Genomic DNA, 19457 nt, shown 5'->3' with positions numbered 1-19457 from the left:
CATGAGCGGGTTTCGGTTCGTCAAGGATGCCACCGTCTGGTGGCCGGTGAAGTGGCTGGAGCCGGTCGACGGCGGCGGCGCCCAGGAAGCGAGCATCGAGCTGAAGCTACGGCGCCTCGGCACGGCCGAGGCCGAGGCGGTGCTCGAGCTCTCCAACCGCGATCTGCTGAACAGGGTCGCTGTCGACTGGCGTGGTGCGCTCGATGCGGCCGGGAACCCGGTGCCATTCGAAGATCCGTGGATCTCCGCCTGGCTCGACATCGTGCCGGTGCCGGCGGCAATCGGGGAGGCCTGGCTGCGGTGCCTGCGTGCCCAGCCGGAGATCCGCTCGGGAAACTTCGAAGCCTCGCCCGGTGGTGGGCCGGGGGAGGCAGCGCCGACAGCCGCAGCGACGAGTTCGAAGCCAGCCTCAGGAAGGCGCTCGGCCAAACGGGCATGAGCGCGGCCGCCATCGATGTCGAGGTGGCCCGCCAACTTGCGGGGCGCCCGGCACCCGAGGTGACCGAGATCGATGAAGCGGACGAGGGCCGCGCGGCGGGGCTGTTTCTGGCGATGGACACGCAGTGGATGTGGGCGAGCTCGGGCACGGTCGCGGGGCATGGCGGCTTCGGCCAGCGCACCGGGCTGCGCTACGAAGCGCTGCCGATCGTCGCCACCGCGCACGACCTGGTCCTGGACCAGGCGCTGCTGGCTGACGTGAAGACCATGGAGCAAGAGGCGCTGAAGACCTTTGCCGAGGCGCGCGCTCGATGACGGCGACGCTGACCGTCCAAGCCGAGGTCAAGGCCGACGGCTCACAGGCAGCGGCCGAGATCGAAAAGCTTGGCGGGAAGCTCAGCCAGACCAAGACCCGGCTCAGCGACCTGAAGACACAATCGCGCGACGCCGCCCAGCAGCTGAAGGTGCTGGAAACGAGCGGCCGTGCCGCCAGCACTTCGGCCGATGCTCTGAAGACGTCGCTGGCCAGCCTCGCGGCGCGCGAGGTGCAACTGAGGCAGGAGGCCAGTGCAGCCGCCGCCGCGCTGCGTGAGCTGGGCAACGCCCAGAACCGTGTCGGGGCCAGCGCCGGTCAGGTTCGCGCCAGCACTGCGCAGCTGGGCCAGCAGATCGGCGATGTGGCCCAGGGCATGGCGATGGGCACGGCAGCGTCCACGATCTTCGCCCAGCAAATCGGGCAGGTGACCTTCGCCATGTCCGGCCTGAACGGCATCGCCGGCCGGATTGGGACGTTCCTGAGCGGGCCGTGGGGCGCTGTGCTGACCGGCGCGGCGATCGTCGCGGCTTCGCTGGCGAATGCCTTATCCAATAGCAAGGAAGCGGCCGAAGATGCGGCGGCCGGCGCTGACAAGAACAAGACGTCCGCCGAGCGATTGACCGAGGCCATGAAGAGCCTCGACCAGGCGACAGGGTTTGCCAACCGAAGCGCCAGGGAAGCTTCCGAGAACGCTGCCGCACTGTCTCGTTCGCTGATCGATGAGGCGAAGGTCACCCGTGCTGCCGCCGTCGAGCAGCTCAACCTCGCCCGTTCGCGGTTGCTGGCCAAACAGGCCGACAAGGGGCTTGCCATTGGTTCAGCGGCCAACTTCGGCGCGAACTTCGGCATCATCAACGAAGACGACACCATCGCCCGGCAGCTGAAGGTGATTGATGCCCAGGAGAAGAAGATTGCGGCCGATACGGCTGCCGTGGATGCGTCCGAGGCGTTCGGCCGGGCCGAGCGTGCGGCCGCGGCCGCTACCGACGCGCGGGCCGCCGCCCAGCAGCGCTACGATGAAGAGGTCCGCAAGACCCGCGAACAGCTGAAGCTGAACCAGATCACCGAGGCACAAGCGACTGCCCAGCTCACCCGATCTAAACAGGCCCTCGATGCGTCCCGGGATGCGGCGAGAGACGCCGGCCGCGAGAAGCGTGAGCTTGCGAAGGAGATCAGGGACGCCGCGCGGGCCTATGAGGAACTGGTCGAAGCTGCCGACAAGGGCAGGTTCGCCATCGCCGGCACGAAATTTGGCGGCATCACGTCGGGCGGCACGTCTGGTCAGAGCATCGGGTCCGGCGCGGCCGAGCTGGCGGCGCGGCTTGAACGCGAGGCGCTGGAAAAGGCCGCAGCCAAGAGCCGCGAGGACAGCGGGCTGACGCGCGTTATCGAGGCCCAAGAGCGTCTCATCGAGATCGGCAAGGAGACCGGCGAGCGCATGGCGGATGGGTTCCGACGCCGGGCGTTGACTGATGCCGTGGCGATTGGGCAGGCCATCGGCGGCTCGGCCGGGAACCTTCTCACCAGTATCGCAGCGGCCGCCCAGGGCGCCGCGACCGGAGACTTCACCGGGTTGGGTGGTCGTGCCGGCGGCATCCTGACGCTGCTCGGGGGGCTTGGCGCGAATGGAAGCGGCCTGAAGGGCCTGGACCGCGCGCGAGCATCGTCGCCCGACGAAATCCGCCGTGCCGATGCCGCCGGCCGCCAGCTCGCCCCGGACGCATTCCGCGACGGGTTCCGCGAGGTATTCAGCAAGCCGATAGAGGGCATCACACAGACGCTGACCAGCATCTTCAAGGATGACGGTGTCTTTGCCAAGACGATCGGGCGCGCAGCCGGTGGCGCTGCTACCGGCTCGCTCGTGGGCGAGATCGGATCGGCAATCTCGGACAATTTCAGCAAAACGGGCGCGCAGATTGGCGGGGCACTTGGCGGAGCGTTGAGCGGGGTTCTCGGCCCACTGGGAGGGCTACTCGGATCGGTGGCAGGGGGCCTTTTCGGCGGGCTGTTCGCCAAGAGCGGCTCGACGACCGTGAGCAGCTCGGGCGACGGCAACATCGGCCAGTCCGGCTCGGGCAGCGCCGCCGTGCAGCGGGCGACGGCCGGCCTGGGCAACACGATCGCCGACACCGTCCAGTCGATCGCCGACGCGTTGGGGGCCGACGTCGGCGCCTTCTCGGTCTCGATCGGCAAGCGCGGCTCGAGCTTCCGGGTCGACACCTCGGGCAGCGGCCGGATCAGGGGCAGCACGGTCACCGCTACCAAGGACGAGAGCGAGGCACTGCAGCTGGCGGTGGCCGACGCGCTGCGCGACGGCGCGATCGTCGCCAGTCCACGCGTGCAGACGGCGCTGCGGCGCTATGCCGACAACGTCAACAAGGCGGTGGCCGAGGCGCTGAAGGTCAAGGGGCTCGAGGAGCTGCTGGCCAACCGCGACAACCCGTTCGCCGGCGTCTTCAACTCGCTCGAGGACCAGATTGCCCAGCGGCTGAAGGTGGCCAACGACTATGGCTTCGATCTCGTCCAGATCGAGGAGATCAACGGCGAGGAGCGGGCGCGCGTGCTGCGCGAAACCCTGCAGTCGGCCACCGGCTCGATCCGCTCGCTGCTCGATGACCTCAATTTCGGCAGCCGGGCTACAGGCTCGATCTCCGAGCGGCTGACCGGGCTGACGGCCGAGCGCGACCGGGTGACGGCCCTGGCGCGCGGCGGCGACACCTCGCAGCTCGACGTGCTGGCCCAGATCATCAGCCAGATCGACGACCTGCAACGCGAGGCCTTCGGCGCCACGGCGCCGGCGGCCGACGGCCGGACCGAGAGCATCGCCCTGCTGAACGACCTGGTCGCCCAGACCGAGGGGCGCATCCAGGCGGCGGCGGATGCGGCGCGGGTGGAGAACGACCGGACCTATCAGAAGCTGACCGAAGCCAACGCCAGCCTGGACGACATGGTCAACCTGATGGGCATGAACAACGCGTATCTTTCGCAGCTGATCGCCCAGGGCGGCTACGGGGGCGCCTTCCTCGGCGGCTATGCGGGCTTCGATCTCGCCTCGATCTACGCGCGCTGATGAGCCGGACGCTGCTCTTCGAGGCCTCGCCGCGCCAGCCGGCCGACGCCAGCACCACGACGCTGCGGATGGCGTGGAAGGCCCGCCAGCGGGCCGACTTCCTCGGCGCGCAGTGGCACCCCATTGTGCTGGCGCCGCCGAGCTTCCAGACGTCGCTGGGCTGGGACGGCCAGGTGTTTGCGGCGCGGCCGACGCCCCAGGTGGGCCAGCTGGCGATCATCACGCGTGGCGGCGCTGCAGGTGCGTCGGGGCTTGTGTGGAAGGGCGCGGCCGTGACGCTGCGCGCGGCGGCCTGGCCGCGCGGTACCGCCGACGCCGCCGATGGTGACTTCGCCACCGTCTGGCGCGGCGAGGTCGAGGAGATCGCCGTGGCCGAGGGGCTGGCGACACTGACACTGATCGATGCCGGCAAGGCGCTGCGCGAGCCGCTGGCCAATACCAAGTTCGGCGGTACCGGCATTGCGCTGCTCGACGCAGCGACCGCCGACCGCGATCCCGACCAGGTGGTGCCGCGCGCCTTCGGCCAGCTGCGCTCGTTGCCTGGACTGCTGGTTGACCGGCTGAACAACATCTGGATGTTCGCGCGCGACCCGGCGACCAGCGTCCAGGGCGTCTATGATGGCGGCGCGGCCTTCACCCTTGGCGTGGCACGCGCCAATCTGGCGGCCCTGCAGGGGACCGTGCCGGCGCGGGGCGCGGTCGATTACTGCCTGAATGCCGGCGGCGTGTTCCTCGTCCGGCCCTGGGACAAGCCGGTCTACCCGCTCACCTGCGACGCGACCTTCGGTGCCACCAAGGCCGGGGAGATCGCCGAGGCGATCGTGACCGGGCGGACCAGCCTGACCTTCAGGTCCGGCGTGCTGGCGGCGTACAACAGCGCCCAGCCGGCCGCGTGCGGCATCTTCGTGGAGGACGACGCCAGCATTGCCACGGTGCTCGACCGGCTATTTTCCGGGCTGGGCAGCTGGTGGAAGGTGCGCTCGAGCGGCGAGATCGACCTGCGGCAATGGGGCGTCGGTACGCCGGCGCTGACGGTACCGGCAGCGAAGCGCGGCGCGCCCGAGCGGCTGCGCGTGCTGCCGCCCACCGGCCGTCGGACGCTGGGCTATGCCCGCAATAACCGGGTGCACAGCGAGAGCGAGATCGCGCAGATCCTGCTCGCCGATCGCCTCGCCTATGCCGACGGGACGTCGATCGAGGATCTGAAACCGGCCGGGCCAGGCGCCACCGGCGGCGAGAACCTGATCGCCAACAGCCTGCTGCTGAATGGCACCACAGGTTGGATTACCCTGTCCGGTGCGCCGATCCCAGTGGAAGGGTTGGTTACCGATCCGGCCAACTATTGGCAGTTCCCGGCCCGGCCGCCCGGTCAGGGTGACCGCACCGGCACCAACATCTTCGATCTGATGGGGGCGAAGAAGCTCTATGTCAGCGGTGTGGCGTTCACCGTGAACGGGGCCGGGTCCTTCGATGCGATCTTGAATTTTTTCGATGCGACCGGGGCGCTGCGGCTCGATGCGCCACCTCAGGGCTTCAGTCTGATGCCGGCCGTGACCAATGCCTGGACGCCCTTCGAGACAGAGATCGAAGTGCCGGCCGGGATGACGCAGGCTCGTTTCGAAGCCGCGTCCTTGAGCTTGACCGCGCCCTGCAACGTCTGCGTCGTCCGGGTGTCGAGCACACAGCGCAGCGCAGACCAGACCGCGCTTGCGCTTGCGCTTATCGTGCCGCCGGCGGATCAGACGATCCAGGCCAATAGTGCCGGCACACCGATCAGTGGCCAGCTGCCGCGCACCATCAAGGCCAGCGTGATCCGCAACGGAGCCGACATCTCGACGCTGGCCAGCCTATCCCTGGAGACGGCCATTACCAGCGCCGGCATCGCCACGATCGCGTCCGACGGCGAGATCACTTTGAACAATCCAGTGCCCGGCGGCGTGATCCGCATCACCGGCAGCCTCAACGGCCGCGCCTTGACGCCGGCGCAGTTCAACGTCGCGGTCAACATCCCGCCGCCATCGTCAACGGGCACAGGCGGCGCAGGGCCGCCGGCCACGGTCAGCACCTTCATCACTGACCCGGCGTCCACCTCTTACGTCGTCGTCACGGCCACAATGACGGTACGGGTCGGATCGGCGGGCACCGTGACATGCACGGCGCCGATCGACTTCGCAACGCCGGGCTATGGCGGCTACGGGCTGCTCGGGAAGTGGCGGTACCGGGTGTCGCCGTCCGGCTCCTGGAACGATGCCGGCAGCGCGATCGACGAGGATTACCCGACCGAGATTTATGCCGACTACTACTTCTATTTCGAGGCACCCGGCAGGATCACCGTCAACCAGACCGTGACGGGCCTGACGCCCGGCACCGACTATGATTTCGAGCTTCGGATGGCGGTCCCGGTCGGCTCTATCGCCCGCATCCTCTACGGCACCTGCGTCGTGACGCCCTCATGACGGTGCTATTCAACCCGGAGACGGGCGAAGCCCGCATCGTTTCGGACGAGGATCTCGACCGCGAGCTGGCAGCGCCCTGGGAAGTCGTCGAGGTGGATCTGCCCGAAGACTTCAAGGCCCGGCAGTACATCCTCGTCAATGGCGCGTGGGCGGTTCGGCCGCCCGACAAGCTGGCGCCGGACGCGATCCTGTCGCTCTTCACAATCGCCGAGCGGGCGGCCGCGCGTCGGATGCTCACCGCGGTCTGGCCAGTTGGCCATCCGATGGCCGGCCAGCTCGTCGATCCCGAGGGCAACATCCAGGTGCTGCTCGACAGCCTGATCGCACGCCGCGATCCGGTCGAGCGCACCGATACGCTGTTCGTCCAGGGCATTGAGGCGCTGGTGCTCTATGGCATCCTGACGCCCGAGCGCGCCGCCCGTGCCGCCCAGGGTCTGCCGCCGGTGGTGCCGGCATGACGGCCGCCACCCTCACACGCGCCGAGTTCCTGAAGTCGGCCGAACGCAGCGTCATCGCGGTCAATGCCGGCGTGCGCACCGCCTGGGGCGAGATCGCCGGCGACACCAGCCAGTCCTCGGTGCTGGCGCTCGAGGCCGATGCGGTAACCGAGGCGGCCCGACAGCTGGCACTGATGGACAATGCGCTGGCCGAGGACCGGGTAACGCTGGAGGGCGTCTACCGCGACCTCGAGGGCGAGACCGTGCGGGTTAGCTACCTGCGCCCCGATGGCGGCCGCCACTTCGAAGCGGCGGCCGACGATGTCGACATCATCGTGGTCCGCGCCACCGTCGACGAGGCCGAGGGGACCACCACGATCCAGGGGTTTGTGATCCTATGAGCAACGGCTTCGTCCTGCGCCCGATCCTGCTGACCGCCGGGCAGGTCAGCGCCACCGCAACGTCCGCCATCAACTCGGCCTTCCCGGTCGCCAACTTGCTCGACCCGCAGCCGAAGGTAGTGGTCGCGACAACCGCTGCCGGCAGCGCGCCCTACAACCTGCGGATCGACATCGACTTCGGCGCCGACGTGTCGATCGACACGCTGGCGGTGATGTTCACCAACCTCTCGGCGACGGCGACCTGGACGGTCTACGCCACCCCGGCTTCCGCCGGTGCCCTGACCGAGACCGGGCCAAACACCCTGGTCAGCGGTGCATTCGGGCAGCTGCCGCAGGTGCCTGGCCGGCGGCGCCACGCGCTTTGGGCGGGCACGGCGGTGAACCGTCGCCGCGTGCGGATCTACCTGGTCGAGCCGAGCCTCCAGTCGCCAGCGGTCATTTCGTGCGGTCTGGTCCTGATCGGCAAGCGCTGGGAGCCGGGCGACCAGTTCAGAAACTACGACCTCGGCGCCGGCCGCGCGATCGACGACCAATCCATCGTTCGCACGCTGCCGGGCGGCGAGACCCACGCCGAGCGCGCCGCCAAGGTGCCGATCTGGTCGGCGGTCTGGTCGGGGCTCGAGCATTCGGAAATGCGGGCGCTGTGGGCGATCATCGCGGAGTGCGGGACCAGCGAGCCGGTGCTGATCGTCGAAGATCCGGACGCCGTCGCCGGCCAGAACGAGGCCATGCACTACGGCACCCTCACCAATGTCCAGCAGCCCTTCGAGCGCACCCAGGCCGAGAAGACCAGGGTCGAGATGCGCATCAGGGAGATGCTGTGATTGCCCCTCGCCGCAAGGCGGGGGGCCGGGGCGCGCCAACGCCCCGAACCGCGAGCGCAAACTCGCACCTTGACCGGCGCGCGCCGGTCTCAGTCCCCGTCACCCTGCAAGGGCGGGGCCGCTTATGGCAGGTCGATACCCATGGAGTCTCCCCCTCTCGAATACGTCAATCCGGTCCGCCCCGTGGCGCCCTGGGTGGGCGGCAAGCGGTCGCTATCGCGGCAGCTGGTCAGCCTCATCGGCCGCACGCCTCACGGCCTTTATGCCGAGCCCTTCGTGGGCATGGGGGGCGTTTTCCTGCGCCGCGATCGCCGGCCGCGCGCCGAGGTGATCAACGATATCAGCGCGGATGTCGCCACCCTGTTCCGCATTCTCCAGCGCCACTATCAGGCCTTCCTGGACACCCTCAAGTGGCAGCTGGCGAGCCGTGCCGAATGGGACCGGCTGATGCGCACGGACCCGACGACCCTGACCGATCTGGAGCGCAGCGCGCGCTTCCTCTACCTCCAGCGCCTGGCCTTTGGCGGCAAGGTGCGCGGCCGCAGTTTCGGCGTGAGCTACGGGCCGTCGCGCTTCGACATGACCAAGCTGGTGCCAATGCTGGAGGAGGTGCACGAGCGCCTCGCCGGCGTCACGATCGAGCGGCTGCCGTTCGCCGACTTCATCCGCCGCTATGATCGGCCGGAGACGCTCTTCTTTCTCGATCCGCCCTATTGGGGCAACGAGAGGGACTATGGCGACGGGCTGTTCTCAGAGGCCGATTTCGAGCTTCTGAGAGGCCTCTTAGAGGCATGTAAAGGCCGCTTCATCCTGACCATCAACGACCGCCCAGAGACCCGCAAAATGTTCGGCCAGTTCAAGATCGAGCCGGTGACCGTCCTCTACCGGCTGAGCGGCGGCGCCACCCCGGCGGGGGAGCTGGTCATCACGTCACCCAAAAGCCACACCTAGACCATGAGACCCGCAGAAAGTTCTCCAAACGGTCTTGTCCGAAACTCCAGAAGGTCGTGTCCCGCTTCAGCCTCCGGCGGCTGGGGGCGACGCCCCCAGACCCCGATGAGGGCTGCATCGCGCCACTACTTGGGCCGGCGCAAGCGATGGCCATATTCATGGGGTCTGGGGGCTTCGCCCCCAGCCGCCGGAGGCCCCCTTCCCGCCCGACGGTCCTAGACGGCGAGGGCGCGGCGGCGGCGGCGGGCGGCGGCGCCGATGAGGCCGAAGCCGGTGATCAGCATGGCCCAGCTGGCGGGTTCGGGAACGGCGCTGTTGGGCGGGAAGACCAGGTCGCCGCCGTCGGTGAGGGCGAAGGCGGGCTGGAAGGCGAGGTCGGTGGTCCCCTGATAATTGTAGAAGCGCTGTGACTGGCCGGCGGTGGCGGCCTGGTCGCTCAGATACCAGTCGACCGTGCCGATGCCGCCGGCGCTGAAGGCCATGCGGAAGCGGTAGGTTTCGCCAGCGTTGAAAGTGATCGGACGCGGGGCGAACTGCTCGGGCAGGTTGGTGAGGTTGAGGCCGAAGCGGGCCTCGACCTCGGTGACCACGCCGGTGGCCAGGGACGGGATGATGGCATAGCTGTCCTGGCCGGCAGCGACCCAGCTGCTGGTCACCGTGTCGAACCGTTCAACGTTGATGCCCATGTTGCGGTTGCCGATGCTGTAGACATGGCGAAGCGGCACGACGATGGCTGCAGCGGTGAAGGTGGTGGGCGCGACGAACTGCGTCGATACGCTTTCGAAGCGGATCGTGCAGCACTGGAACAGATATTCCTGCACCGGGGCCGAGGTGTCGAAGCTCTGGGTGGCGTCCGGCAGGCGGCGCTTGACCGGATAGGCGCCGCCGGTCTGGACGAAGTCGGTCTGCGACGGCGTGTAGTTGCTGTAGTAGATCAGCGCCTGCGACGGCACGGCGAAGGCGGCGGCCGCCAGCGTGGCGGCGGCAACAGTCAGATAACGCATGAAATTGTCCCCGTATGTCCCTGTTCGGGGATTATAGTTATTAATTGATGAACGGACCGGCAAGCGATTTTTTTCGCTAAGGAAGTTTTTTAAGGGGCAAGGAAGAGGCGAAGGCTGGGGCTATTTTTTGGCTTTGGGCGCTTGGGGGGCGAAGGCGTTGCCGAAATAGTCGCCTTCGAACCAGCGGGGGATGGGGCCGGCGGCGATGCGGCGGATGATGTCGGTGTTGAGGCGGGCGAATTTGGCGGCGGCCTGCCAGTCGAAGGGCTGGGAGAGATCGTCCGAGACCTCGTGATAATGGTTGAGGCGGAAGGTGCGTTCGGTTTCGGCGCAGCGCTGGCCGCCCGATGTGTCCTTGTCCCCGGTCTTGAGGAAGACGGCGGGGATGCCGGCGCGGACGAGCGGATAATGGTCCGAGCGGGTGAAGATGGCCTCCTCGGGCTGGGGATCGGGGGAGACGGTCAGCTTCTCCTTGCGGGCGGCCGCGCGGACCGGGTCGATCAGCGTGCTGTGCTCGGCGCCGAAGGCGATGACATCGGCGAAATCGCAGGTGAGGATCGGCATGTCGATGTTGACGACGCCGACGACGCTGGCGATCGGCAGGGTCGGGTAGCGTGACCAGTAATCGGCGCCGAGCAGGCCGCTTTCCTCGGCCGTGGTGGCGAGGAACAGGATGCTGCGCGGCGGCGGCGGGCCGGCGGCGAGCGTGCGCGCCGTCTCCAGCAGCGTGGCGATGCCGCCGGCATTGTCCATGGCGCCAGTGTAGATGGCGTCTTCGCCGGGTTTGGCGTCCGGCTTGCGGCCGAGGTGATCGGCGTGCGCCGAGACGAGAACGATCTCCTGGGCGCGGGGGCCGCGACCGGGGAGCAGGCCGAGCACATTGGGGCTGGTGATGCGGGTGATCGCCTGGGCGCGGCGGATAGTGAAGGTGCCGGGCAGCGCGAAGCCCTTGACCGGGGCGGTGCGGGCGGCATCGAGCAGGGTGACCAAAGGCTGGGGACCGGCCGCGAACAGTGCGGCGGCCGCCGCGTCATCGAGGGTGGCGCGGACCTGCAAGGCGGCGCCGTCTCCGACTGGCGCGCCATTGGGGCCGAGCGGGCCGCGCACCGGCAGGCGGGCGCGGGGCGCGGCCTTGGCGAAGGGGGCGCGGGCCTGTTCGGCATAGCTGCGGACCTGGACGAGGCCGATGGCGCCGAGCGCCAGCGCGCGGGACGCCTTGCTGCTGCGCGACAGATGGGCGGCGGTCTCCGACGGCAGGCCGGGGTGGGCGCCGGTGATGACGACGACGATTTTGCCCTTGATGTCGAGCCCGGCGAAATCGTCGATGCCAAGCGCGGGATCGTAGAGGCCGAAGCCGGCGAAGACGAGCGGCGCAGTGATCTCGTCGCTGCCTTCGGTGTTGCCGGGCGACAGCATGATGTCCTTGCCGTTGATCCAGGTCTGCGTCTTGCCGGCGCCAGTGCCAGCGGGGGTGCCAGCGGGGGCGAAAGCGATGCTCTCCTGTGCCGAGGTGAAGCGGCGCTCGGCGAAGGTGATGCGCTGGAACCAGCCGTCCGGCGCGGCGCTGTTGCCGGCGGGGACGAGGCCGAGGCCGGCGAACTGGGCGGCGATATAGCGGGCGGCGATTTCATGGCCGCGTTCGCCGATGCCGCGGCCTTCGAGCAGGTCGTCGGCGAGGAAGCGGACATGGCCTTCGAGCGCTGCTGGGAGGCGGTCCGTCCTTGGGCCCCGGGTCGAGCCCGGGGCGACGGGAAGGGCTGGGGCGGGTGTCCGGGAGGCGACGGGGGCGGGGGCGGGCGTCCGCAATGCGGCGGCCGCGGCGGCTGGGGAGGGAGGCTGGGAGGCGACGGTGACGGGGGCGGCGGGGGCTGGGGTGGGTGTTTGGGATGCGACGGGGGCGGCGATGAGGCCGAAGGCGAGGGCAAGCGGGGCGATGCGCGACGAGTTGTTCATTGGCGGTTGCTAGCAAGCGCGCTAACGGCAGGCAAATCATGAGCGGGAGTGTGACGATGCGGATGGGCCGGCAGTTGATGGCGGGTGTGGCGGTGATGGCGCTGCTGGCGGCGCCGATGGCGCCGGCTGTGGCGCAGGCGGCTCCGGCGGCCGCGCCGGCAGCGGGCGGGGCGGCGGGAGTGGCGGCGGAGATGCCGGCGCCGGCGCCGGTGGCCGATCTGGTCCGCGCTGTCGATATTCCCTACGAGAGCTTCACGCTCGACAATGGGCTGCGGGTGATCGTCCATACCGACCGCAAGGCGCCGATCGTGGCGGTGAGCGTCTGGTATCATGTCGGCAGCAAGGACGAGCCGGCGGGCAAGACGGGCTTTGCCCATCTGTTCGAGCATCTGATGTTCTATGGCTCGGAGAACAACGACGAGGTGTTCTTCAAGCGGCTGGATGCGGTGGGGGCGACCTCGCTCAACGGCACCACCTGGTTCGACCGGACCAATTATTTCCAGAATGTGCCGACGCCGGCGCTCGACCTGGCGCTGTTCCTGGAGAGCGACCGGATGGGCTATCTGCTCGGCGCGGTGACGCCGGCGAAGCTCGATGCCCAGCGCGCCGTGGTGCAGAACGAGAAAAGGCAGGGTGACAATGCGCCGCTGGGGCTGACCCAATATGCGGTGCTGAAGGCGCTGTTCCCCGAGGGCCATCCCTATGCGCATTCGACGATCGGCTCGATGGCCGACCTCGATGCGGCGAGCATGGAGGATGTGCGCGGCTGGTTCCGGGCTAATTATGGGCCGAACAATGCCGTGCTGGTGCTGGCCGGCGACATCGATGCGGCGACCGCGCGCGAGAAGGTGCAGCGCTATTTCGGCGCCATCCCCAAGGGGTCGGCGGTGACGCGGTTCGACGCGCCGGTGCCACGCTGGACCGAGACGCGGCGGCTGACCATGCAGGACCGGATTCCGACGCCGCAGCTGGAGCGGCACTGGGCGCTGCCGGGGCAGCTCGACCCGCAGTCGGTGCTGGTCGATGTGGCGCTGACGATATTGGCGGGCGGGGATTCGTCGCGGCTGTACAATGCGCTGGTGCGCGATGCGAAGCTGGCGGTGTCGGTGTCCGGCGGGGTGCAGGCGTTCGAGAAGGTGGGGATGGGCGAGATCGGCGTGACGCTGGCGCCGGGTGCCGACCCGGCTGCCGTGGAGGCGGCGATCGACAAGGTGATGGCCGAGTTTCTGCGCGACGGACCGACCGAGGACGAGGTGACGCGGGTGGCGACGCGGGCGGTGGGCGGCACCATCCGCGGGCTGGAGGCGGTGGGCGGCTTCGGCGGCAAGGCGGTGACGCTGGCCGAGGGCGCGCTCTATGCCGGCGACCCCGACAATTTCAAGCGCGAGCTGGCGGCCTATGCCGGGGCGACGCCGCAGGCGGTGGCGGCGGCGGCGCGGGAATGGCTGGCGCAAGGCGACTTCCGGCTGACGGTGATGCCGGGTGCGCGGCCTTTGGCCGAGGAGTCGGCGCCGCGGGCGGCGGCGAAGGCGGAGGCGACGGCCGGGTCAGGCCCGGCGGTGACGAAGGTGGCGCGGATGCCGATGCCGGCGGTGGAGGGACTGCCCGAGCTGGCGGCGCCGGTGGTGGAGCGCGCGGTGCTGGGCAATGGCATGAAGGTGGCGCTGTCCCGCCGCGAGGCGGTGCCGGTGGTGCGGCTGCAGATGAGTTTCGGTGGCGGGCTGGCCAGCGACGTGGCGGACGCGCCGGGAACGGCCGGGCTGGCGATGGCGATGATCGACGAGGGCGCCGCCGGGCGGACCGGGCCGGAGATTGCCGAGGCGCGCGAGCGGCTGGGGGCGAGCTGGGGCGGCGGGCTGGGGACCGACACGCTGTCGCTGTCATTGGATGCGCTGAAGCCGAATCTGGCGGCGTCTCTGGCGGTGTTCGCCGATGTGGTGCAGCGGCCGGACTTCGGCGCGGCCGAGCTGGAGCGGGTGCGCGGGCAGGTGCTGAGCGGGATCGACAACGAGATGGCCGATCCGGGCGGCATGGCGCGGCGCGTGCTGCCGGCGCTGATCTATGGGGCGGGCAACCCCTATGGGCGGGTGTCCAGCGGCAGCATCGAGGGGGTGAAATCGGTGTCCCGGCAGGGGCTGGCCGACTGGCACGCCCGCTGGATCCGGCCGGACAATGGCGAGATCTTCGTGGTGGGCGACATCGGCATGGCCGAGCTGATGCCGATGCTGGAGGCGAGCTTCGGGCGCTGGCAGCCGGAAGCGGGCGTGGCGCGCGGGGTGGTGGCGGCGCCGGGCATGCGGTCGGCGCTGGGGGGGCAGATCTTGCTGATCGACCGGCCGAACAGCCCGCAGAGCTATATCCGGGGCGGCGTGCTGCTGCCGCGCGAGGGGCGCGACGATGCGGTGGCGTTGACGGCGGCGAACGACATTCTCGGCGGGATGACGTCATCGAGGCTCAATACCAACATCCGCGAGACCAAGGGCTGGGCCTATGGGGTGCGGTCCCTCACCTCCGACGCGGCCGGGCAGCTGAGCTGGCAGGTGATTGCGCCGGTGCAGGCCGACCGGACAGGCGACGCGCTAGCGGCGATGATCGCCGATGCACAGGCGCTTTCAAGCGGCGAAAAGCCGGTGACGGCGGCGGAGCGGGCCGAGGCGGTGGACAGCACGATCCGCTCGCTGCCGGGCAGCTTCGAGAGCGGGCGGGCGCTGCTGGGGGCGATGGCGCGGAATGCGCTGCTCGGGCGGCCGGACGATTATCATGCGCGGCTCGGCGGGCGGTTGCAGGCGCTGGGCGAGGCCGATGTGCAGGACGCGGCGACGCTGCTGTCGACGAAGAACTTCAGCTGGGTGGTGGTGGGGGACGCCAAAACCGTGCTGCCGCAGCTGAAGAAGCTGGGGCTGCCGGTGGAGGTCAGGCGGTAGCTTCGGTGCGCAGCGACATGGCGCGGAAGAAGATCAGCAGCGCGATGACCGCGAAGCCGGCGGCGAGGAGATAGGGGGCGCCGGGGAGATAGACCGGCGCCGAGGGCCGCGAGAAGGTGGCGAAGCTGGTGGTCATCAGCGGTGGGCCGACGATGGCGGCGAGGCTCTGCAGGCTGGTGACGGCGCCCTGCAGCTCGCCCTGCTCGTTGGGCGGCACGCCGGCGGACATCAGCGACTGGAGCGACGGGAAGACAAGGCCGTTGAGGCCGGCGACGAGGATGCCGGCATAGAGCATCCAGCCGGCGGTGGCGCTGGCATAGACCAGATAGCCGGCGATGCCCGACAGCGTGCCGGCGATGACGATGTTGCGGGCGCCGTAGCGCGGGATCAGCTTGCGGGAGAGGACGCCCTGGACGAGGGCGCCGACAAGGCCGGTGAATGCCAGGCTCCAGCCGACCTGGTCCGGCGTCCAGCCGAAGCGCAGGCTGGTGAAATAATTCCAGGTGCTGAACAGCGACTGGTAGCCGATCGTCCAGACCAGCACGGTGAGACCGAGCATCAGCACCATCGGATGGGCATTGCGGAAGCGGACCAGCGAGCCGACCGGGTTGGCGCGGCGCCAGTCGAACCGGCGGCGGTTTTCCGGCGCCAGGCTCTCGGGCAGGATCAGGAAGCCGTAGAGCGCATTGGCGAAGGCCAGGCCGGCGGCGACGAGGAAAGGAATCCGGTCCCCCCATTGGGCGACGATGCCACCGAGCGCCGGCCCGAGGATGAAGCCGAAGCCGAAGGCCATGCCGATCAGGCCGAAATTGGGGCCGCGTTTTTCCGGCGGCGAGATGTCGGCGATATAGGCATAGGCGGTGCTGAAGCTGGCGCCGGTGATGCCGGCGAAGAAGCGGGCGATGACCAGCCAGAACAGGTCCGGGGCGATGGCCATCACCAGATAATCGATGCCGAAGGCGGTGAGGCTGGCGAGCAGCACCGGGCGGCGGCCGAAGCGGTCCGACAGGCCGCCGATGACCGGGCCGCAGATGAACTGAGTGACGGCATAGAGGAACATGATCATGCCGCTGATCTCGGCGGCCTCGGCAAGGCCCTTGCCGGTGAGGCTGGTGATCAGGCCGGGCATCACCGGGATGATGATGCCGAAGCCGATCGCGTCGATCAGCACGGTGATGAAGATGAAGGTCAGCGCGCGGCGGCTGGTCTCGGGGGTCATGCGAGGTCTAGCCAGGTAACATGGCCCATCTTGCGGCCGGGCTGGACGGTGGCCTTGCCGTAGAGATGGAGATGGGCGGCCGGGTCGGCGAGCAGGCGGGCCCAGTCATGGACTTCCTCGCCGAGCAAATTCTGCATGCGGATCGCCGGCGCGGTGAGATCGGGGGCGCCGAGCGGCAGGCCGCAGACGGCGCGGATATGGTTCTCGAACTGCGAGGCACGGGCGCCCTCGATCGTCCAGTGGCCGCTGTTGTGGACGCGCGGCGCCATCTCGTTGAAGCGCGGGCCGTCTTCGCAGGCGAAGAACTCCAGCGCCAGCACGCCGACATGGCCGAGCGCCTCGGCAACGCTAGCAGCGAGCGTGCCGGCGGCCTCGGCCTGGGCGCGGACCATCGGCGGCGCCGGGACCGTGCTGGTGGCGAGGACGCCGGCGACATGGCGGTTTTCCGGCACCGGCCACAGGCAGACCCGGCCATCGACGCCGCGCGCCAGCAGGATGCTGAACTCATGGGCGAAGGTGACGAATCCCTCCAGGACCGCCGGCTGGTGGCCGATGGCGGCCAGTGCCGTGTCGACATCAGCCGGCGTGTTGAGGCGGACCTGGCCCTTGCCGTCATAGCCCATGCGGCGGGTCTTGAGGATGGCGGGCAGGCCGAGCGCGGTGACCGCCTCGACCAGTTCCTCCTGGCTGGCGACGGTGCGGAACGGAGCCGGACGGCCGCCCAGCGCCTCGACGAACTGCTTTTCGGCGAGCCGGTCCTGCGCCACTTCGAGGCTGCGGGCGCCGGGGCGGACCGGCACCAATGTCGACAGGTAGCGCACTGCGGCGGTGTCGACATTCTCGAATTCGAAGGTGGCGACATCGATCTCGGCGGCGAAGCGGGCCAGCGCCTCGCGGTCGGTATAGTCGGCGCGGGTGACGCGGGCCGAGACATCGGCGGCCGGGGGATCGGCCTCCGGCGCGAAGATGTGGCAGCGATAGCCCATGTTGGCGGCCGCCAGCGCCAGCATGCGGCCGAGCTGACCGCCGCCGAGGATGCCGATGGTAGCACCCGGTGCAATCACGGCAGAGGCGTGCGCGGCAACCATGTCCGGTGTGGGCATCTCAGCTCAGGCGATCGTCTGGGGCATCGGGGACGCTGTCGGTCTGGCGTTGGCGCCAGGCCTGGAGCCGGGTCGCGAGTGCCGCGTCGGTGGTGGCGAGCTGGGCGGCGGCGAGCAGCGCGGCATTGATGGCGCCGGCCTTGCCGATCGCCAGCGTGCCGACCGGAATGCCGGCCGGCATCTGGACGATGGACAGCAGGCTGTCCATGCCCGACAGCGCCTTCGATTCGACCGGCACGCCGAACACCGGCAGCCAGGTCAGCGCCGCCGCCATGCCTGGCAGATGCGCGGCGCCGCCGGCACCGGCAATGATGGCGCGCAGGCCGCGATCCGCAGCGCTGCCGGCATAGTCATAGAGCCGCTGCGGGGTGCGGTGGGCGCTGACCACCTTGACCTCATGGGGGATGTCCAGCGCCGCCAGCGTTTCCGCCGCGTGCGTCATCGTCGACCAGTCCGACGTCGACCCCATGATGATGCCAACCAACGGTTGCTGCACGCTCTCGCCCCCAATGGGAAAGCCGGGGACATTAGGGATCGGGACAGGGAAAGCAACTGTGCGGATTCGACCCGTCTGGGCGAGTGTTTCCGGGCGCTCCTGGGCGCTCTCAGGCCGATCCGCGGACCTGGTAGACGGCGCAGGTGATGACATAGGGGCGCCAGAACCATTTGAGCCGCGCCGCCTCGGTGCGGGCGACGCCGGGCGCGATTCGGAAGCGCGCCAGCCGCCAGGCGGCCTTGACCGGCAGCATCGCCATGGCGCGCGGGCCGCCGGCCAGCACGTCCGCCCACATCCCCTTCTCGGTGACCAGCCGGCCCTCGATCAGATCGGAGCGGGTGAACAGCGCCGTCAATTCCTCGACATCGGGACGGAACATCGTGTCGATCGGATCGGCATGATAAGGATATTTGTGCGGCACGGTCATGAACACGAAGCCGCCGGGGCCGACGATGTCCTCACAGGCCCGGACGAACGCCGCCGGGTCCTCGACATGCTCGAGGATGCTCGAGGCGAGGACCGAGCGGAAACCGCGCGCCCGCAGCGCCGCCGCATAGGCGGGATCGAAGATGTCGCCGACGAGATCGACCCCGTCGGCGTTCTTCATGTCGGCATGGACGACCTCGAAGCCATCACGGGCCAGCGGGCCGAACATGATCTGGTTGAGCTGGGGCTTCTTGACCTCGCGGAACTCGCCCGTGGACGAGCCGAGATTGAGCAGCGGCGACGCGGCCGCAATGCCCTGCCGCGCAACGGCATTGTAATTCCATTCAGCCACGAGCTTGCGCATGCGAAGACGTCCTGCTGCTTGGCCCCCGCCTGCGAGGTCACCGTAGCGCATAGCCTTGCAGCGTTGGTTAACGGCCGCCCGATTGCCGGAATAAACCGGTCAGAAGCCCGCCGAGAGGCTGACGAGGACGCCGGTGCCGGCGCGGTTGCGGCCGTTCGGGGTGGCGAGGCCGATGGCCTCGGCGCGCTGGCGGCCGAGATCGGTGCCCGTCACCGCCGCGCCCAGCGTGAACAGGCCGAGCGAATAATCGGCCCCCACCCGCCAGTCCCAGGCGCGGGCCGGAGCGACCAGCGCCTCTCCGCCCGTCAGCCCGGGGCTGCCGCGCGAATGGCCGAGGCGGGCATTGAGCGAAAGCGGCGTGCCGATGATGTCCGCCCGCGCCGCACTCCAGACATGGAGGTTGGACATGCGCCGGGTCTGCGTCGCCAGCCCCGACTGGCGCGGCGCCCAGGCCGCCCCCGCCGTGAGGCTGAGCGGGCCGATGGCGCCGCTGAGCATCGCCTGGGTCTCGAAGATCGTCGACGGCTTGTCGCTGCCGGGAAATGTGTACACCGCCACACCGAGATCGAGCGTGCCGAGGCCGAGCGGCTGGGCATAGCCGGCGGTCAGCGTCAGCTCGGCATCGGCACCGGCCGGGGACCGCACCGTGGAGGCGAAGACACCGGCGTGGAAGCCGGCGGCATCGAGATCGATGCTGGCCTGGGCGGCGGGGCGGACATTGCTGCGCGATACGCCGCGGAACCTGTAGTCCGAGACGATGCGGGCATCGGCGTTGACCAGCGGAGCGGCGGCGACCGGGGTTGCGATGGCGGCGGCGGCGGCGAGCAGGAGGGGGGACAGGATACGCATGGGGGGTGAGTGCCGGAGGGGGGCGGCGGGGTCAATGGGGTCGTGTTCAGGGAGGGAGAAGAGGCCTCCGGCTGCTGGGGCCGTGGGCCCCAGACCCCGTGACGGGTTCGGGATTGGGTGATGGTGGGCGGTGGCTTGGCTGCTGCCGGGAGGTGGTGCGGGCGGTCCTAAGGCCCCGGGTCAAGCGGATGAGGGGGTGGGGTGACCTGATCAATGGGATGTGGGG

16 protein-coding genes are annotated in these 19457 nt (G+C 69.4%); 9 read left to right on the top strand and 7 right to left on the bottom strand.

What is annotated here, in order from left to right:
• Position 1: 1 nt before the first annotated feature.
• From ACTIFJ_RS00080 to ACTIFJ_RS00045, 8 genes are all read left to right on the top strand, one after another.
• Positions 2-439 carry a hypothetical protein gene (locus ACTIFJ_RS00080; protein WP_439532028.1) on the top strand — a complete coding sequence of 146 codons (438 nt, stop codon included), beginning with the start codon at positions 2-4 and terminating at the stop codon, positions 437-439.
• Positions 436-753 (top strand): hypothetical protein, encoded by a 318-nt coding sequence (locus tag ACTIFJ_RS00075; protein WP_439532027.1) that lies wholly within the window; start codon positions 436-438, stop codon positions 751-753. Before ACTIFJ_RS00080 ends, ACTIFJ_RS00075 begins: the two co-directional genes overlap by 4 nt.
• A complete protein-coding gene (locus tag ACTIFJ_RS00070) occupies positions 750-3824 on the top strand; it encodes a phage tail length tape measure family protein (protein WP_439532026.1) in 3075 nt (1024 codons plus the stop codon). The genes ACTIFJ_RS00075 and ACTIFJ_RS00070 overlap by 4 nt, the downstream gene beginning before the upstream one ends.
• Positions 3824-6280, top strand: coding sequence for a hypothetical protein (locus tag ACTIFJ_RS00065; RefSeq protein ID WP_439532025.1), 2457 nt, complete (start codon positions 3824-3826; stop codon positions 6278-6280). Before ACTIFJ_RS00070 ends, ACTIFJ_RS00065 begins: the two co-directional genes overlap by 1 nt.
• A complete protein-coding gene (locus ACTIFJ_RS00060; protein ID WP_439532024.1) occupies positions 6277-6738 on the top strand; it encodes a hypothetical protein in 462 nt (153 codons plus the stop codon). The genes ACTIFJ_RS00065 and ACTIFJ_RS00060 overlap by 4 nt, the downstream gene beginning before the upstream one ends.
• Positions 6735-7118, top strand: a complete 384-nt coding sequence (locus tag ACTIFJ_RS00055) for a hypothetical protein (protein WP_439532023.1) — start codon at positions 6735-6737, stop codon at positions 7116-7118. Before ACTIFJ_RS00060 ends, ACTIFJ_RS00055 begins: the two co-directional genes overlap by 4 nt.
• Positions 7115-7942, top strand: coding sequence for a hypothetical protein (locus tag ACTIFJ_RS00050; RefSeq protein ID WP_439532022.1), 828 nt, complete (start codon positions 7115-7117; stop codon positions 7940-7942). The genes ACTIFJ_RS00055 and ACTIFJ_RS00050 overlap by 4 nt, the downstream gene beginning before the upstream one ends.
• Before the next feature lie 141 nt (positions 7943-8083).
• A complete protein-coding gene (locus tag ACTIFJ_RS00045) occupies positions 8084-8893 on the top strand; it encodes a DNA adenine methylase (RefSeq protein WP_439532021.1) in 810 nt (269 codons plus the stop codon).
• Between the two features lie 215 nt (positions 8894-9108).
• On the opposite strand, the gene ACTIFJ_RS00040 is transcribed toward ACTIFJ_RS00045, so the two are convergent.
• Positions 9109-9897 carry a PEPxxWA-CTERM sorting domain-containing protein gene (locus ACTIFJ_RS00040; protein WP_439532020.1) on the bottom strand — a complete coding sequence of 263 codons (789 nt, stop codon included), beginning with the start codon at positions 9895-9897 and terminating at the stop codon, positions 9109-9111.
• Positions 9898-10017: 120 nt separating this feature from the next.
• Positions 10018-11850: a M28 family peptidase gene (locus ACTIFJ_RS00035; protein WP_439532019.1), complete on the bottom strand. Its 1833-nt coding sequence runs from the start codon at positions 11848-11850 to the stop codon at positions 10018-10020.
• A 38-nt stretch (positions 11851-11888) separates the two neighbouring features.
• On the opposite strand from ACTIFJ_RS00035, the gene ACTIFJ_RS00030 reads away from it, so the two are divergent.
• Positions 11889-14774, top strand: a complete 2886-nt coding sequence (locus ACTIFJ_RS00030) for a M16 family metallopeptidase (RefSeq protein ID WP_439532018.1) — start codon at positions 11889-11891, stop codon at positions 14772-14774.
• Here ACTIFJ_RS00030 and ACTIFJ_RS00025 read toward each other — a convergent pair.
• From ACTIFJ_RS00025 to ACTIFJ_RS00005, 5 genes are all read right to left on the bottom strand, one after another.
• A complete protein-coding gene (locus ACTIFJ_RS00025; RefSeq protein ID WP_439532017.1) occupies positions 14764-15993 on the bottom strand; it encodes a TCR/Tet family MFS transporter in 1230 nt (409 codons plus the stop codon). The two genes, ACTIFJ_RS00030 and ACTIFJ_RS00025, sit on opposite strands and share 11 nt — an antisense overlap.
• Positions 15990-17096 carry a 5-(carboxyamino)imidazole ribonucleotide synthase gene (locus tag ACTIFJ_RS00020; protein ID WP_439532016.1) on the bottom strand — a complete coding sequence of 369 codons (1107 nt, stop codon included), beginning with the start codon at positions 17094-17096 and terminating at the stop codon, positions 15990-15992. Before ACTIFJ_RS00020 ends, ACTIFJ_RS00025 begins: the two co-directional genes overlap by 4 nt.
• A gap of 1 nt (position 17097) precedes the next feature.
• Positions 17098-17565: a 5-(carboxyamino)imidazole ribonucleotide mutase gene (purE, locus tag ACTIFJ_RS00015; RefSeq protein WP_439532134.1), complete on the bottom strand. Its 468-nt coding sequence runs from the start codon at positions 17563-17565 to the stop codon at positions 17098-17100.
• Positions 17566-17701: 136 nt separating this feature from the next.
• Positions 17702-18382 carry a hypothetical protein gene (locus ACTIFJ_RS00010; RefSeq protein ID WP_439532015.1) on the bottom strand — a complete coding sequence of 227 codons (681 nt, stop codon included), beginning with the start codon at positions 18380-18382 and terminating at the stop codon, positions 17702-17704.
• Between the two features lie 99 nt (positions 18383-18481).
• Entirely contained in the window at positions 18482-19231 is a 750-nt protein-coding gene (locus ACTIFJ_RS00005) for a TorF family putative porin (protein WP_439532014.1), read from the bottom strand.
• Between the last annotated feature and the right edge of the window lie 226 nt (positions 19232-19457).

It is taken from the genome of Polymorphobacter sp., from assembly GCF_051860865.1.
Taxonomy (GTDB): domain Bacteria; phylum Pseudomonadota; class Alphaproteobacteria; order Sphingomonadales; family Sphingomonadaceae; genus Sandarakinorhabdus.
This window is presented reverse-complemented; position numbering and strand designations above follow the sequence as displayed.